The sequence below is a fragment of the Pseudomonas purpurea genome, assembly GCF_039908635.1.
Lineage (GTDB): Bacteria > Pseudomonadota > Gammaproteobacteria > Pseudomonadales > Pseudomonadaceae > Aquipseudomonas > Aquipseudomonas purpurea.
Genome location: NZ_CP150918.1, coordinates 1 through 15,680 on the forward strand (window position 1 = coordinate 1; position 15,680 = coordinate 15,680).

Sequence of the window (15,680 nt, forward strand, 5' to 3'; positions counted from 1 at the left end):
GTGTCAGTGGAACTTTGGCAGCAGTGCGTGGAGCTTTTGCGCGATGAGCTGCCTGCCCAACAATTCAACACTTGGATCCGTCCACTACAGGTCGAAGCCGAAGGCGACGAGTTGCGTGTTTACGCACCGAATCGTTTTGTTCTCGACTGGGTCAACGAAAAGTACCTGGGCCGCGTACTCGAGCTGTTGGACGAGCACGGCAATGGCATGGCGCCGGCGCTTTCCTTATTAATAGGCAGCAAGCGCAGCTCTGCTCCGCGTGCTGCGCCGAATGCGCCATTGGCCGCAGCAGCGTCGCAAGCCCAGGCCGCGGCTGCTCCAGCACCGGTCAGTGCGCCCGCGCCTGCCGCGCCGACCAAGCGTGCCACGCAAAAAATGGCCGAGGTCAGTGAAGAGCCGTCGCGTGACAGCTTCGACCCAATGGCCGGCGCCAGCTCGCAACAGGCACCGGTACGCGCTGAACAGCGCACCGTGCAGGTTGAAGGCGCGCTCAAACACACCAGTTACCTGAACCGCACCTTTACCTTCGAAAACTTCGTCGAGGGCAAGTCCAACCAACTGGCTCGCGCAGCCGCCTGGCAGGTCGCGGACAACCCCAAGCACGGTTACAACCCGTTGTTCCTGTACGGCGGCGTTGGCTTGGGTAAAACCCACTTGATGCACGCGGTGGGTAACCACCTATTAAAGAAGAACCCGAATGCCAAGGTCGTGTACCTGCATTCCGAGCGCTTCGTGGCGGACATGGTCAAGGCGTTGCAGCTGAATGCAATCAACGAGTTCAAGCGCTTCTACCGTTCGGTCGACGCGCTGCTCATCGATGACATTCAGTTCTTCGCCCGCAAGGAACGTTCCCAGGAAGAGTTTTTCCACACGTTCAACGCCCTGCTTGAAGGTGGCCAACAGGTCATCCTCACCAGTGACCGTTACCCAAAAGAAATCGAAGGCCTTGAAGAGCGCTTGAAGTCGCGCTTTGGCTGGGGCCTGACGGTCGCCGTCGAGCCGCCGGAGCTGGAAACCCGCGTCGCGATTCTGATGAAGAAAGCCGACCAGGCCAAAGTCGACCTGCCGCACGATGCCGCGTTCTTCATTGCCCAGCGTATTCGTTCCAACGTCCGTGAGCTGGAAGGCGCGCTTAAACGCGTGATCGCCCACTCGCACTTCATGGGCCGCGATATCACCATCGAGTTGATTCGCGAATCCTTGAAGGACCTGTTGGCACTTCAGGACAAACTGGTCTCTGTGGATAACATTCAGCGCACTGTCGCCGAGTACTACAAGATCAAGATTTCCGACCTGCTGTCCAAACGCCGTTCGCGTTCGGTCGCCCGTCCTCGGCAAGTGGCCATGGCCCTGTCGAAGGAGCTGACCAACCACAGCCTGCCGGAAATCGGCGATGTGTTTGGCGGTCGCGATCACACTACGGTGTTGCACGCATGCCGCAAGATCAACGAACTTAAGGAATCCGACGCGGACATCCGCGAGGACTACAAGAACCTGCTGCGTACACTGACTACTTGATGAACACCAGCGCAGCTTATTAAGGCAAGGGACTAGACCATGCATTTCACCATTCAACGCGAAGCCCTGTTGAAACCCCTGCAACTGGTCGCAGGCGTCGTTGAGCGCCGACAGACCTTGCCGGTGCTTTCCAACGTGCTGCTGGTTGTCGAAGGCCAGCAGTTGTCGCTGACCGGTACCGACCTGGAAGTCGAGCTGGTCGGTCGTGTGCAACTTGAAGAACCGGCGGAGCCGGGCGAAATCACTGTCCCGGCGCGCAAGCTGATGGACATCTGCAAGAGCCTGCCGAACGACGCACTGATCGACATCAAGGTCGATGAGGCCAAGCTCGTGGTTAAGGCCGGCCGTAGCCGCTTTACCCTGTCGACCCTGCCCGCCAACGACTTCCCGACGGTGGAAGAAGGCCCGGGCTCGCTGACCTGCAGCCTTGAGCAAAGCAAACTGCGTCGTTTGATCGAACGCACCAGCTTCGCCATGGCGCAGCAGGACGTTCGTTACTACCTCAACGGCATGCTGCTGGAAGTCTCGGCCGGGATCATTCGCGCCGTGGCGACCGACGGTCACCGTCTGGCCATGTGCTCGATGCAGGCCGACATCGGCCAGCCGGATCGCCATCAGGTAATCGTTCCGCGTAAAGGTATTCTGGAACTCGCGCGTTTGCTGACCGAGCCGGACGGCAATGTCAGCATCGTGCTGGGCCAGCACCACATTCGCGCCACCACTGGCGAGTTCACCTTTACCTCGAAACTGGTCGACGGCAAGTTCCCGGACTATGAGCGCGTTCTGCCAAAAGGTGGCGACAAGCTGGTACTGGGCGACCGTCAGGCACTGCGTGAAGCGTTCAGCCGCACTGCGATTCTGTCCAACGAGAAGTACCGTGGTATCCGTCTGCAACTGGCCAATGGTCAGCTGAAGATCCAGGCGAACAACCCGGAGCAGGAAGAAGCGGAAGAAGAAGTGGGCGTTGAGTACAACGGCGGCTCGCTGGAAATCGGCTTCAACGTGAGCTACCTGCTCGACGTGCTGGGCGTGATGACCACTGAGCAAGTGCGCTTGATCCTGTCCGACTCCAACAGCAGTGCGCTGGTGCAAGAGTCCGACAACGACGACTCGGCTTACGTCGTCATGCCGATGCGCCTGTAAACATGCTCAGCAGCCGCTAGATGTCCCTCAGTCGCGTCTCGGTCACCGCGGTGCGCAATCTGCACCCGGTGACCTTCTCCCCCTCCCCCCGCATCAATATCCTGTACGGCGCCAACGGCAGCGGAAAAACCAGTGTGCTGGAAGCCATCCATCTGTTGGGGCTTGCCCGTTCGTTTCGCAGCACCCGTCTTTTACCGGTCATCCAGTACGAGCAACTCGCGTGCACAGTATTTGGCCAGGTCGAATTGGCCGAAGGTGGGCACAGTGCGTTGGGGATCTCGCGGGATCGCCAGGGCGAGTTTCAGATTCGTATCGACGGGCAGAACGCCCGCAGTGCGGCGCAACTGGCAGAAATCCTGCCCTTGCAACTGATCAACCCCGACAGCTTCCGCTTGCTGGAAGGTGCACCGAAGATTCGCCGACAGTTTCTGGATTGGGGTGTGTTCCACGTGGAACCGCGTTTCATGTCCACGTGGCAGCGCTTGCAGAAGGCCCTGCGTCAGAGAAACTCTTGGCTGCGGCATGGTACACTTGACGCCGTTTCGCAAGCGGTTTGGGACAGAGAACTGTGCCAGGCCAGCGCTGAAATTGATGAATACCGCCGCGCTTACATCAAAGCCTTGAAACCAGTCTTTGAACAGACCTTGAGCGAACTCGTCGAACTCGAGGGCTTAACGCTTAGCTATTACCGGGGTTGGGACAAAGAGCGAGAGCTGAGTGCAGTGCTCGCCGCGTCCGTTCACCGGGATCAGCAAATGGGGCATACCCAGGCCGGACCACAACGCGCTGATTTGCGTCTTAGATTGGGCGCACACAATGCCGCGGACATCTTGTCCCGCGGCCAGCAGAAGTTGGTGGTCTGTGCATTGCGGATTGCCCAAGGGCATTTGGTCAGCCAGGCCCGGCGCGGCCAATGTATTTATCTGGTGGATGACTTGCCGTCCGAGCTGGACGAGCAGCACCGCCGCGCGCTTTGCCGTTTGCTGGAAGACTTACGCTGCCAGGTGTTTATCACCTGTGTAGATCACGAATTATTGAGGGAAGGCTGGCAGACGGAAACGCCAGTCGCTCTGTTCCACGTGGAACAGGGCCGTATCACCCAGACCCACGACCATCGGGAGTGAAGGCATGAGCGAAGAAAATACGTACGACTCAACGAGCATTAAAGTGCTGAAAGGCCTGGATGCCGTACGCAAACGTCCCGGTATGTACATTGGTGACACAGACGATGGCAGCGGTCTGCACCACATGGTGTTCGAGGTGGTCGACAACTCGATCGACGAAGCTCTGGCCGGCCATTGCGACGACATCAGCATCATTATCCACCCGGACGAATCCATTACCGTGCGCGACAACGGTCGTGGCATCCCGGTAGACGTGCATAAAGAAGAAGGCGTCTCGGCGGCCGAGGTCATCATGACCGTGCTGCACGCCGGCGGTAAGTTTGACGACAACTCCTACAAAGTATCCGGCGGTCTGCACGGTGTAGGTGTGTCGGTGGTGAACGCCCTGTCGGAAGAACTGATCCTGACCGTTCGCCGCAGCGGCAAGATCTGGGAACAGACTTACGTCCACGGCGTTCCTCAAGAGCCGATGAAAATCGTCGGTGACAGCGAGTCCACCGGTACGCAGATTCACTTCAAGCCATCGGCTGAAACCTTCAAGAACATCCACTTCAGTTGGGACATCCTGGCCAAGCGGATTCGTGAACTGTCCTTCCTCAACTCCGGTGTCGGCATCGTCCTCAAGGACGAGCGCAGTGGCAAGGAAGAGCTGTTCAAGTACGAAGGTGGTCTGCGTGCGTTCGTTGAATACCTGAACACCAACAAGACTCCGGTCAACCAGGTGTTCCACTTCAACATCCAGCGTGAAGACGGCATCGGCGTGGAAATCGCCCTGCAGTGGAACGACAGCTTCAACGAGAACCTGTTGTGCTTCACCAACAACATTCCTCAGCGCGATGGCGGTACTCACCTGGTGGGTTTCCGTTCCGCACTGACGCGTAACCTGAACACCTACATCGAAGCTGAAGGCCTGGCGAAGAAACACAAAGTCGCCACCACCGGTGACGATGCCCGTGAAGGCCTGACCGCGATCATTTCGGTCAAAGTGCCGGACCCCAAGTTCAGCTCACAGACCAAAGACAAGCTGGTTTCTTCCGAAGTGAAGACCGCGGTCGAACAGGAAATGGGCAAGTACTTCTCCGACTTCCTGCTGGAAAACCCGAACGAAGCCAAGCTGGTTGTCGGCAAGATGATCGACGCGGCTCGTGCCCGTGAAGCGGCGCGTAAAGCCCGTGAGATGACCCGCCGTAAAGGCGCGCTGGATATCGCCGGCCTGCCGGGCAAACTGGCTGACTGCCAGGAAAAAGACCCTGCCCTGTCCGAACTGTACCTCGTGGAAGGTGACTCTGCTGGCGGCTCCGCCAAGCAGGGACGTAACCGCAAGACCCAGGCGATTCTGCCCCTCAAGGGTAAAATCCTGAACGTCGAGAAGGCGCGTTTCGACAAGATGATCTCTTCGCAGGAAGTGGGCACCTTGATCACCGCACTGGGCTGCGGTATCGGCCGCGACGAGTACAACATCGACAAGCTGCGTTATCACAACATCATCATCATGACCGATGCTGACGTCGACGGTTCGCACATCCGCACCCTGCTGCTGACCTTCTTCTTCCGTCAGTTGCCGGAGCTGATCGAGCGTGGCTACATCTACATCGCTCAGCCGCCGTTGTACAAAGTGAAGAAAGGCAAGCAAGAGCAATACATCAAAGACGACGACGCCATGGAAGAGTACATGACGCAGTCGGCCCTTGAAGATGCAAGCCTGCACTTGAACGAGGAAGCACCGGGTATCTCCGGCGAAGCCCTCGAGCGTCTGGTGAATGACTTCCGCCTGGTGATGAAAACCCTCAAGCGTCTGTCGCGCCTGTACCCACAGGAACTGACCGAGCACTTCATCTACCTGCCAGCCGTCAGCCTGGAGCAACTGTCCGATCACGCAGCGATGCAGGATTGGCTGGCCCAGTACGAAGTGCGCCTGCGCACCGTCGAGAAGTCGGGCCTGGTCTACAAGGCCAGCCTGCGTGAAGACCGTGAACGTAACGTCTGGCTGCCAGAGGTCGAACTGATCTCCCACGGCTTGTCGAACTACATCACCTTCAACCGCGACTTCTTCGGCAGCAACGATTACAAGACGGTTGTCTCGCTGGGCGCTCAACTGAGCACCTTGCTGGACGACGGCGCGTACATTCAGCGCGGCGAGCGCAAGAAAGCCATCACCGAGTTCAAGGAAGCCCTTGAGTGGCTGATGGCAGAAAGCACCAAGCGTCACACCATCCAGCGATACAAAGGTCTGGGTGAAATGAACCCGGATCAGCTGTGGGAAACCACCATGGACCCAAGCCAGCGCCGGATGCTCAAAGTGACCATCGAAGACGCCATTGGCGCGGACCAGATCTTCAACACCCTGATGGGTGATGCGGTCGAACCCCGCCGTGACTTCATCGAGAGCAACGCCCTGGCTGTGTCTAACCTGGACTTCTGATCCGGTGTGACCGCTGAAATGAAAAAGGCCAACGCTTAGCGTTGGCCTTTTTTTTGCGAAGCTTTGGGACGTTTGTGAACGCAGCTGTTCAAGCCAACAGGAAGGCAGCACACACATGAGTCGATTTAACGTATCCACATGGCTGTCCAGCTCGGGCGGTCCGCTGATTGTGATGGACGCTTCCATCGCGGGTTTATGGACGGGAGTCGATGGCCAGCCTTCGGATTATGCGATGGCGTGCCAGTCGGCGGACTATGCAGGCAAGTTGGCCGCATACGGTACCGAGGTGCTGATTCTGGGTGACGAACCCCTGCAGACGGCGGTTGCCAGCGCAGGCGATACGTTACTGATCGTCAGATGGAAATGGGCTGAAAGTGAGGCCGAGGTACGCGCCCAGATCGAGCATATCGACCTTGGCAGGGTTTCATTCATCGAACAGTTGAGCATCGACTGGCTGGACAGCACGCTGGTGATGTTCGATGCCGCCGACAGGTTCAACCCACAAGCGTGTCTCAAGTTTCAGGTTGATTCGCCGATGTGCGAGGTATCGACATTCTTGTATGAGCCAACGCCGCAGACGGCACTGTTAATCCACAGCCTCACACCCAGGCCGGTTGATTGAGTGCTGCGAAGTCATAAGGACAGACACGTCATGGATGAAAGGCCTTACGTTTTTGATGAAACGCTGTACCCCGTCACGTGGCGTTTCAATGCACGGGACTGCGGGTTGAGCGACAGCGACAAGCAGCAAATCGTTTTGCTTGATCAGGTGAAATCAGCCGCGTTGTGGGATGTGTACGTCCCGGTTGAAACACTGATGAGCCTCGCTGAAACACAGTTCCAACTGTCTGAGAAAGTCACCCTGGACTTCAACCGCCCGCAGCAGTCGTCTTTGTTTTTTGAGGCGCGGCTTGGCGATGGCGATTTCGTCTGGTTTTTCTGGGGCCGGGAATGCGCCGCTCAAGTGCCCAGGGCAGTTTTCATAAAGGGCTGGAGCGACTTCTTCTACCCGTCAGATGAAAATAGCGTGCTGGTCATGCCTGAGCGCTCAAAGGTCATATTCTCTTTTGAAGAGGACTTCTTTTGCGGTCAGTTCCTCGCGCCCTCCCCGGTGGCTTGAAGTTTCCCTGAACCCTGACATTGAATGGATAACATGACAGATCAGTTTCGCAAGATCGTGTTCAAACTCACCCAGGATTCGGATGGCTATCCACCCGTCTCGTTTGAATCACTCTGGGGCATTCAGAAAGAGGAGCACCTCTATCAGATCGACAACACGCCCTACTACCTCTATGGCGTCAGCAAAGGTGACTGGGTTTGCACCCAAACCGATGAAAACGAGCTGATCGCCGTCAGCGTTGCCAAACAGTCAGGGCACTCCACCGTCAGGGTGTTTGCCAGCTGCAAGGAAGACAAGTTGGCGATCAAAGAGAACCTGCAACGCTTGGGGGCTGTTTGCTCGATCACGTCAGCACTGTCGCTGTTCTCTGTGGATATCCCGCCCCACGTCAGCTTTACAGCCATCGATGAGTATCTTTCGTCCATCACCAATGACGAAACCATCGCCTATGAAGACGCCTGCCTACAACATGGAACACTGGACGCCTCGCGATTGGCCGAGTGCGTTTCACTGGCATCATTGAGGATGAAACCCGATGCAGCTTGAATTTTGCGCACGTTATTTCGAGTCCTCCGAGGAGGACGATGTGCTGATAGTGGGGTTTGCCGACAGCACAGAAGATGATCCTCAACAGTATCTGGTCCTGCAACGTAGCTGCGAGCATGACGAGCAGGATGAAGCACTGGGCCAGGACACGTACCACGTTGAAATCGCCAGCCCTGCCCTGTCGGGTTATGGCGGCATTGAAGACGTGTGTGTTCGCCCCGACAGGATCACGTTCACGATGGCCGCTTCAACGCCTTGGTGCGTCGGCTTCCACACGATAGAAATCGCACTGGCGGCTGATCTTCAACGTAACGAGGCGATTGGGCAGGCGCTTCAAGCGCTGTTTCTCGACACGCCCACACGCTTCTCACGCGGATAACGCACTTATACACAGGGACAGTCGGGACGTTTATGGGGAATGAGTACCAGGAAGTGGTCATCAAGGTCGTGGCGGGGGAAAACAGTCGTGGGCTGGTGTATGAACCGCTGCATGCGCGCCGGATTGATGACGATGTTTACCAACTCCTTTATTCGCCAGGGTTGACGCTGAACCTGGCCAAGGGCGACATCATTTCGATCAAGAACAAGGAAGCCCCCGCCGAGGTGTTGAAGCGAGGCGGAAACTTCTGCATTCACATTTATGCGGATCACCTGGACCAGGAACACATCACCGCCCTGGAGGCGGATGTCGTGACTGAGCTGGATGGCATGCTGGACGGCCGGTACAAGGGCAACCTGACGTTATCCGTCCCGGCAAAAAACGGCATGGATAAAATTGCCGAGTTTTTCGGCCGCTTCCGCGAGACGACTGGCATTGAGTGGTACTACGCCAACATCTATAAAAACCTCGATGACGAGGACGACGAAACGTTGCTGAACTGGTGGCTTGATAGTTGACGATCCGCTGAACGAGGCATTTCGTTTAAAAGATGCGCGCTGAACCCTGATCCATTTTTAGCCGAGCTGTAGACACCATGAATGAAAGACAAAAGCTGATCTGTGAACGCTACAACCTCCCCGCGCAGGCCCCGGAAGAGATGATCGCCCTGGCGATGGGGACGCTCGACCAGTCGCCCATTTATGGCAGCCGGGTGGTTTTGCCGGAGGACGGTACGGTGAGCTGGTTTTTCCATTGTGGAGAGCATTCACCCGACTCGGGTTTCTATCAGCCGCTTCACGCGCACCACTTGCCCGAGCTGTTGCCCGAGGTGGTGGACTATCTTTGGCTGCCCACAGACGCCAGGTTCATCATCGACCGTGAAGGTTATGAAGACGTCTGGCTGGCAGGGCAGGAATGAAGCTGGCTGAGCCCTCAACCGTCCTGTTCGCTCGCGGCCACGACACTTTCCAGCCGATAGCCGTAGCCGTAAATCGTCAGTAACTGCCAGCCCCGGTCTGCCGTCAGCCCGAGCTTGTTGCGCAGCCGATAGATGTGGGTATCGAGTGGCCGCGAAGAGAGCATTTCTTCGTGGGTCCAGAAACGTTCGTACAGGTACTCCCGCGACAACGGTCGACCCAGGTTGGCAAACAGGCACCGGGCCAGGCGGTACTCGCGCTCGGTCAGGCTGATGGGTTTGCCGGCGCGGGTCACGGTCAGCTCGGCGTCATCGAAGTCGAGGTCGTTGAAGCGCTGCACCTCGCTCGCCGCTGAACGCTGCAAGCCATGTCGCCGTAGCACCGCGCTGACCCGGGCCTTGAGTTCGTTGGGCCGGAACGGCTTGCTCACATAATCGTCGGCGCCGGCATTCAGGGCCTGGACGATGTCGCTCTCGGCATCGCGGCTGGTGAGCATGATGGCGGCGGGTGGCGCATCCATGTGTTCGCGGGTCCAGCGCAGCAGCGCAAGGCCACTGAGGTCCGGCAGTTGCCAGTCGAGGATCAACAGGTCGAAAGTTTCCCGTCGCAACTGTCGCAGCAGGTCCTCGCCACGTTCGAAACTGTGCAAGGTCCATGCTTGCTCCCCCGCTACGGGTATCTGTCGCAGTGTCTGTTCCACCCGACGCAGTTCGGCGGGTTCGTCATCCAGTATTGCGACACGCATGCGCAGGGCTTCCTTCATCTCGTAGAGTGCTGTGGGTAAAAAGTCCTACAGTGCCGAGTTTAGGCGGATTGTCTGAATCTGAACAATTGTGGCGATTTGCTCTAAGCGTTCTTTGGCTCGTTACGCTGATATCAATAGGCCGGTAGTCAGCCTCGATAACGCGTGAGTGGGCCAGAAAAGGACAGTGAACATGATGGGACGTACGGTTCTGGGACAGAGGGGCATCAATGCCGTGCGTTTGATGCTACTGGCAGGCGTGGCGTACGTGGGCATTGGCTCTGGAGGCGTTCAGTCGACGGCCGTGCTACCGCAGGAGGACGTGACGCATCGGTATTTCAGCCCGGACACGTCAAACCTGATGCTCGACGACTCTCCCGGCTTCGCCCCGGCCAGCAATCCATTGATCGACATTGAGCATGTGGTTCAGCCACTTGTGCGAGACGACCGGCAGCGCTGGGTGTTTTAGCGCCAGCACGGGCAAATCTGAACAAATATTGCGAAATGTCGTATGCCGCGGTCGGGGCGGTAAATTCGACTTCGTTGAAGGGCACAGGAGCATTCGGAAGTGCTCCGACACAGGGAGTGTCATCGCCAACCTGGCGGGACCGCCGATCGCCGGTTCGCTTGCGGTCTGCAGTTCAGGGGAAAAAACGGAGTGCCTGTTCACATGTAAACCCGGGTTGAGGTACCGACCCGGTTGCGACACAAGGATGTGTCATCTCTTTTGAGTGTTCGCCTCACGTGCGTGCACCTCGCTTCTTATGCCGATCCGCCTCTTCTGGCTATCTGCCACAGAGCCTGCTCGGGTATGGTGCGCAAGGCGGATCAAACCGTTGCCGAGCCGATGTTCAGAATAAGCGTGAAAAGCGACCCATGAACCCAATCACCTCTGTGCCCTTTCGCTCTGTTGGCTGCTGTCTGATGTTAGCGGTCGGGCTGGCGAGCTTCGCGCCGTCTGCATCGGCGGGTTTCTTCTCCGCCAAGCGTTTGCCCTACATCGATGACAACCAGCAATGCCGCGGTCAACCGCTGCCGGCCACCGTCGAGCATTTGACCGGCGAGGCCTGGAAGCTCGACAGCAAAGGCAAGCAGATCGCTCTGGAAGAAGGCATGACGGTCGATGAGCTGGAAGGCGTGAAGACCTCGCCCTCAGCCTTTGTCAGCCTCTCATTGGGTGATGGCACCCGTGTGGTGCTGCCGTCCAGCTCCAGGGTCACACTGAAGTTGAACACCGAACACGCCATAGCACAGGTGATTCTTGAGCAAGGCCAGGTCGAGTCGTATGTGATCAAGCGCGCCAGCGACTATGATCGTTTTCAGATCGTGACGCCGGTGGGGGTGTTGGGTGTGCGGGGCACGCATTTCCGGGTGCGCAACGAAGATAACGGACAGTCGCTGATCGAAGTGCTCAATGGCCAGGTCGCCGTCGACCGCCTCGACCCCCGTGATCCGCGGCCGAAAAAAACGGCGTCGGGCAAGACTGCCAAAAACCTGACGGCCCCTGCCGACGAAGTCCAGGTCATGACGCGTCAGGGCATGCGGATTCAGAAGGAAGGCAAGCTGACGCCGACCGAGTTGCTCCCGGCACCCCGCTTGCTGGGGCAGACCGGTCAAACGGGCGACGCGCCGGTTTGGCAACTGATCATGAAACCGTTGCCGGGCGCCACGCGTTACCGTGCACAGGTGGCCACCGACACCGCGTTCCTGAACATCAAGCAGGAACAGTTTTCCAGCACGCCCGAGGTCAACTTCAGCGGGCTCAAAGCATTTTTTTACCATGTGCGCCTCTCGGCGTTTGACGAGCAGGGGCTGGAAGGAGAAACCGGGGTATATGACATCTTCTATTACCCCAGGACCACGCGTGTCCAATAGCGCTCCGGCTATTTGCCGATGAAGCGTTGGCCAAGGAAGGAGGGTCGTGAACCGACCCAGGCCCAGCACCTGTTCCGGCGCATGGTCCGCGAGTGGTTGTGGGTCAGCCTGATCCTGTTGCCGCTGACCGCCCTCCTGTCCTTGAGCCATGGCCTGACCCTCAGCAATCTCCTGTACGACAACCTGCGCCGGCTCAGCCCGTTGGCGGTCGACCCGCGCATCCTCATCGTCACCATCGACGACTACAGCCTGCAACAGTTGGGACAGTGGCCATGGCGGCGAACCCTGCACGCCGACCTGCTCGACCGGCTCAGCGCCGCTCACGCCAAGGGTGTGCTGTTCGATGTGATCTTCAGTGAACCGGCCAAACTCCCCGAAAACGACCAGCGCCTGGCGCAGGCAATGTGCCGCAACGGCATGGTGTTCATTCCGTTGCTGCGCGAAGGCGTGGCGCGTTTTGGCCAGCCGTTGGGCGAGATCGAACCGGTGCCTCCCCTGAGCGAATGCGCCAGGGAAGTGGGACATATCAACGCAGAGGCCGATGAAGACGGCATCGTGCGCAGCGTGTACCTGCGCGAGGGGCCGGAAGACAAACCGCGTGCGCAGTTGGCGTGGCTGCTCTATCGGCTGGTGACGGGCAACGGGCCGAATGCGATGCCGGGTTCTCACGACCCGCAAACGATTCAAGGCTGGCAGCGCGACCACGAAGTGCGCATCCCTTTCATCAGCGATCAGGCCGGTTTCCCGAGCGTGCCATATGTCAGCGTATTACGCGGCGAAGTTCCGCCCGAGCTGCTGCGTGACCGGCTGATCCTGATCGGTTCCACTGCCCCCGGCCTGGGTGATCGCTACGTAACGCCGCAGTCGGCGAGCATCGGCACCACGGCGGGCATCGAGATTCAGGCCAACCTGCTCAACGGTCTGTTGCAACAGCGCAGCATCGTCACCCTGGACGATGGTCCGGCGACGCTGTTTTCGGTGTCCATCGTCGCGTTGCTGCTGGGCTTGCTGTTGTTCCGTGCCCGCCGCGCCTTGTGGCTGACCCTGGGCTGCATGATCGTCGCCCTGCTCGCTTCATGCCTGTTGCTCAGGTTTGGCTGGTGGTGGTCACCCGCCGCGAGCCTGGTCGCCATGCTGCTGGGTTATTTGATCTGGAACTGGCGGCGCCTGAGCGCGGTGCTCGCCTATTTCGGCTGGGAGCTGGCGCGGCTCGACAGCGAACCGAAAGTCTTTCCCGAACGCCGCCGCATCCAGGCGCCGGCGGGCGACGTGTTGCAGGGGCAGATCATCGCCCTTGAGCAAGCCATGAGCCGCACCCGTGACACTCGACGGTTTATCGCCGACGGCCTGGAGTACCTGCCAGTGGCAACGCTGATCAGCGACCCGGGCGGACGCATTCTGCTGGCCAACCGCAATGCCCGCAGTGTGTTTGCCTGTGACCTGGTGGGCTCGGACTTGCTGGAGTGTCTGACCGCGCTGGGCTATCCGATGGCGTCCGAGAAGGTTCGCCCGACGTTGTCCTCGCTCGAACCGCTGGAGTTTCGTGATGTGCAAGCGCGCAGCCTGCGCCTGGACCGGGCCGCGTTGCTGCCGGCCGAAGGCGATATGCCCATCGGCTGGTTGCTCAGCCTCACCGACCTGAGTGTCGAGCGCGATGCCGAAGAGCAGCGGGCGGTGCTGTTGCGTTTTCTCTCCCACGACCTGCGCGCACCGCATTCGGCGATTCTGGCGCTGCTGGACGTTCAGTACCACCAAGGCTCGGGTGACCGCCCGCTGCTCAGCCAGATCGAGCTGCAAGTGCGCAAGGCGTTGAGCCTGACCGAGGCGTTCGTGCAATTGGCCAAGGCCGAATCCGAGGTGTATCAGTTTGAACCGAGCATGTTTGCCATGCTGCTGCTCGATGCGTTCGACCAGGCCATGAGCATCGCGCAACTCAAGCACATCCAGTTGCTGCATGACTTGGACGATGACGCCCAGGACGTGGTGCTGGCCGATCAGTCACTGCTGACCCGCGCCTTGTTCAATCTGCTGGAAAACGCCATCAAGTACAGCCCGGCCGGTTCGCAGGTCAGTGTGCGGGTGAGTGGCGCACAAGGCTGGCTGAGCTGCGAAATTACCGATCAGGGCCAAGGCATTGCGCCCGCTGAGCTGCCGGAGTTGTTCAGTCAGTACCGGCGTTTTGCATCGTCGCAGGGCAGTGACGGGTTGGGTCTCGGGTTGTCGATGGTCAAAGCGGTGGTGGACCGCCATGGCGGGCGGATTGACTGTGAAAGCCAGGTGGGACGAGGTACGACATTCAGCGTGCGGTTGCCGCTGCTGGATGAATGATGGCGGGTAAACAGGCATAAAAAACCGGCTAAAATCGCCGGTTTTTTTGTGTCGTGAAAACTTATGCACGTTTTTCCGTGTTTTATGAGCTTAAGAAATATGTATATAAATCATAAGCCTAGTGAGCAAATCAGACGCTTTTCAGAAAAACAGTGCACAGGTTATCCACAGAATCTCAAACGGCTTCTTTGTCCGCCGCTGTGGGCAGCGGTGGCAGCGAACCCATGTCGCGCTGGGTCTGCTCGTTCCAGGCCGCTGCGCGGTCATTGAGTTCGGCAATTGCCCGAGGCCCGGTGCCTTCGGCGTACATCGGCGCGCCGATGACCACCGTAATGACCCCCGGCTTTTTCGCCCAACCGGTTTTCGGCCAGAACTTGCCGGCGTTGTGGGCGATGGGCAGCACTGGCAGTTGCGCGTTGACCGCAAGCGCCGTACCGCCCCGGGAAAACTTGCCCACGGTGCCGAACGGAACGCGGGTGCCTTCCGGGAAGATCAGCACCCAGACATTGTCCTTGAGCAGTTCATCGCCCTTCTTGGCCACATGCTTGAGCGCGGCTTTCGGGTTGTCGCGATCGATGGCGATCGGTCGCAGCATGGCCATCGCCCAGCCAAAGAACGGCACATAGAGCAGTTCGCGCTTGAGCACCTGGCTCAGCGGCTGGAAGTAGGCCGACAGGAAAAACGTTTCCCAGGTGCTTTGGTGGTTCGACAGGATCACGCATTGGCGTTCCGGGATGTTCTCGGCGCCTTTGACTTCATAGCGAATGCCCAGGAACACTTTGCTCAGCCACAACGCGCAGCGGCACCAGTAGACGTTGATGAAACGGTAGCGCGCCTTGAACGGCAGGAAAGGCGCGATAAAAAAGCTCAGGCTGCACCAGAGCAACGAGCTGGTGCCCAGCAGCAGGTAAAAAAGAAAGGTTCTGATTGCCTGCAAGATCGACATGGCCGCGTTTACCGTTGCGGGGCTGTGCCCGCCTGTTAAAAGCGCGCTCCCGAACAGTCCTTGATCAGGATGTCAGAATCGCTCTAGTTGTTGATAAGTTCTGCGGCAATCGCCGCCAGATCGTCAAAAATCAAAGTTCCTGCCGGCAGGGTCTTGCCCTGAGTCTTTTCGCCTTTTCCGGTTTTTACCAAAACTGGCTGACAGTCGACGGCTTTTGCCGCCTCCAGGTCACCGAGACTGTCGCCAACGAACCACAGGTCAGTCAGCGCCACGTCGTAATGTGCGGCAATGGTTTTCAGCATGCCGGGTTTGGGCTTGCGACAGTCGCAGCCCTCGTCTGGCCCGTGAGGACAATAGACGATCAGACCGACCTCGCCACCCTGCTCCGCCACCAGCGTGCGCAAGCGCGTGTGCATGGCGTCCAGGGTCGCGACATCGTAGTAGCCGCGAGCAATGCCCGACTGGTTGGTAGCAACCGCTACCGTCCAGCCGGCCTTGCTCAACTGCGCGATGGCTGCGATCGAGCCGGGGAGCGGAATCCACTCCGCCACCGACTTGATGTAAGCGTCGGAGTCGTAGTTGATCACCCCGTCCCGATCGAGAATCAGCAGTTTCAAACA

The 15,680-nt window shown here is 58.6% G+C and carries 16 protein-coding genes; 13 read left to right on the plus strand and 3 right to left on the minus strand.

Annotated elements, in window-relative coordinates:
• The 10 genes from dnaA (at position 1) to AABM54_RS00050 (ending at position 9,171) form a co-directional block, all read left to right on the plus strand.
• On the plus strand, positions 1–1,518 hold the full coding sequence (gene dnaA / locus AABM54_RS00005; protein ID WP_347902922.1) for a chromosomal replication initiator protein DnaA: 1,518 nt from the start codon (positions 1–3) through the stop codon (positions 1,516–1,518).
• Positions 1,519–1,557: 39 nt separating this feature from the next.
• The gene (gene dnaN / locus AABM54_RS00010) at positions 1,558–2,661 is read left to right on the plus strand and encodes a DNA polymerase III subunit beta (protein ID WP_347902924.1); all 1,104 of its coding nucleotides are present in this window, start codon (positions 1,558–1,560) and stop codon (positions 2,659–2,661) included.
• Positions 2,662–2,681: 20 nt separating this feature from the next.
• Complete coding sequence (recF, locus tag AABM54_RS00015; RefSeq protein ID WP_019694407.1) at positions 2,682–3,785, plus strand: DNA replication/repair protein RecF; 1,104 nt, start codon at positions 2,682–2,684, stop codon at positions 3,783–3,785.
• A 4-nt stretch (positions 3,786–3,789) separates the two neighbouring features.
• On the plus strand, positions 3,790–6,207 hold the full coding sequence (gene gyrB / locus AABM54_RS00020) for a DNA topoisomerase (ATP-hydrolyzing) subunit B (RefSeq protein ID WP_347902926.1): 2,418 nt from the start codon (positions 3,790–3,792) through the stop codon (positions 6,205–6,207).
• 115 nt (positions 6,208–6,322) lie between these two features.
• Positions 6,323–6,829 (plus strand): Imm21 family immunity protein, encoded by a 507-nt coding sequence (locus AABM54_RS00025; protein WP_347902928.1) that lies wholly within the window; start codon positions 6,323–6,325, stop codon positions 6,827–6,829.
• Between the two features lie 30 nt (positions 6,830–6,859).
• Entirely contained in the window at positions 6,860–7,327 is a 468-nt protein-coding gene (locus AABM54_RS00030) for a hypothetical protein (protein WP_347902930.1), read from the plus strand.
• 33 nt (positions 7,328–7,360) lie between these two features.
• A complete protein-coding gene (locus AABM54_RS00035) occupies positions 7,361–7,873 on the plus strand; it encodes a DUF4265 domain-containing protein (protein WP_347902932.1) in 513 nt (170 codons plus the stop codon).
• A complete protein-coding gene (locus AABM54_RS00040) occupies positions 7,863–8,252 on the plus strand; it encodes an Imm10 family immunity protein (RefSeq protein ID WP_347902933.1) in 390 nt (129 codons plus the stop codon). Before AABM54_RS00035 ends, AABM54_RS00040 begins: the two co-directional genes overlap by 11 nt.
• 32 nt (positions 8,253–8,284) lie before the next feature.
• Complete coding sequence (locus AABM54_RS00045) at positions 8,285–8,770, plus strand: DUF4265 domain-containing protein (RefSeq protein WP_347902935.1); 486 nt, start codon at positions 8,285–8,287, stop codon at positions 8,768–8,770.
• A gap of 77 nt (positions 8,771–8,847) precedes the next feature.
• Positions 8,848–9,171: a hypothetical protein gene (locus AABM54_RS00050; RefSeq protein WP_347902937.1), complete on the plus strand. Its 324-nt coding sequence runs from the start codon at positions 8,848–8,850 to the stop codon at positions 9,169–9,171.
• 14 nt (positions 9,172–9,185) lie between these two features.
• Here AABM54_RS00050 and AABM54_RS00055 read toward each other — a convergent pair whose 3' ends face one another.
• Positions 9,186–9,914 (minus strand): response regulator transcription factor, encoded by a 729-nt coding sequence (locus AABM54_RS00055; RefSeq protein WP_347902939.1) that lies wholly within the window; start codon positions 9,912–9,914, stop codon positions 9,186–9,188.
• Positions 9,915–10,104: 190 nt separating this feature from the next.
• On the opposite strand from AABM54_RS00055, the gene AABM54_RS00060 reads away from it, so the two are divergent.
• The 3 genes from AABM54_RS00060 (at position 10,105) to AABM54_RS00070 (ending at position 14,114) form a co-directional block, all read left to right on the plus strand.
• Complete coding sequence (locus tag AABM54_RS00060; protein WP_347902940.1) at positions 10,105–10,380, plus strand: hypothetical protein; 276 nt, start codon at positions 10,105–10,107, stop codon at positions 10,378–10,380.
• A gap of 455 nt (positions 10,381–10,835) precedes the next feature.
• The gene (locus AABM54_RS00065) at positions 10,836–11,786 is read left to right on the plus strand and encodes a FecR domain-containing protein (protein ID WP_347902942.1); all 951 of its coding nucleotides are present in this window, start codon (positions 10,836–10,838) and stop codon (positions 11,784–11,786) included.
• Between the two features lie 18 nt (positions 11,787–11,804).
• Complete coding sequence (locus AABM54_RS00070) at positions 11,805–14,114, plus strand: CHASE2 domain-containing protein (RefSeq protein WP_347902944.1); 2,310 nt, start codon at positions 11,805–11,807, stop codon at positions 14,112–14,114.
• Between the two features lie 175 nt (positions 14,115–14,289).
• Here the strand turns inward: AABM54_RS00070 and AABM54_RS00075 are convergent, their stop codons facing one another.
• Positions 14,290–15,060: a lysophospholipid acyltransferase family protein gene (locus tag AABM54_RS00075; protein WP_347902946.1), complete on the minus strand. Its 771-nt coding sequence runs from the start codon at positions 15,058–15,060 to the stop codon at positions 14,290–14,292.
• 83 nt (positions 15,061–15,143) lie between these two features.
• Positions 15,144–15,677 carry a D-glycero-beta-D-manno-heptose 1,7-bisphosphate 7-phosphatase gene (gene gmhB, locus AABM54_RS00080; protein WP_347902948.1) on the minus strand — a complete coding sequence of 178 codons (534 nt, stop codon included), beginning with the start codon at positions 15,675–15,677 and terminating at the stop codon, positions 15,144–15,146.
• Positions 15,678–15,680 lie beyond the last annotated feature (3 nt).